The following is a 594-nucleotide window of genomic DNA, read 5'->3' on the forward strand; positions in this document are numbered from 1 at the left end:
TGCTGGCTGAGCCAAACTTGTCGGTAATTTCTGGCGAATCGGCGAGCTTTCTTGTCGGTGGTGAAATCCCAATCACCGTCCGAGACAACGATGGTATTTCCGTAACTTATAAAGAATACGGGGTAAAGCTGTCTATGGTTGCTAAGGTGACAGATTCAGAAAACATCCGCCTGTCACTGTTACCAGAAGTGAGCTCGATTGATAAAACCAATGGTGTGAACTCCGGTCTAGTTAGCGTCCCTTCGCTACGAACTCGAAAAGCTCAGACAACGGTTCAACTGAAAGACGGCCAAAGCTTCGTGTTAGCTGGTCTTTTAACGTCGGAAGGGCAGGAGTCATTGGCAAAAATTCCTTATCTAGGCGACATCCCAATTCTTGGTGCGTTATTCAGTAAGACCAATACCGAAAGAAGAAAGACGGAGTTGATCATCGTCGCGACAGTTAATCTTGTCGACCCTGTCAAAGAAACCGACATCAAGCTGCCTAAGTTCGAGCGAACGAGTGACCTTGAGCGCTTGCTGAAGCTCGATCTTTCGAAAGTTGATGACGAAGAATTGGAAAATACGATAAAGGCGGGAGGCTTTAACTAATGAA

1 protein-coding gene is annotated in these 594 nt (G+C 46.3%); it reads left to right on the forward strand.

Features of this window, described 5'->3' with window-relative positions; all coding sequences use genetic code 11:
* Nucleotides 1-590: type II and III secretion system protein family protein (locus tag R7040_RS28185; protein ID WP_411978226.1), on the forward strand; the 590-nt coding region annotated here is incomplete at its 5' end.
* Nucleotides 591-594: the final 4 nt, after the last annotated feature.

This window comes from Vibrio sp. 1069 (genome assembly GCF_033340555.1).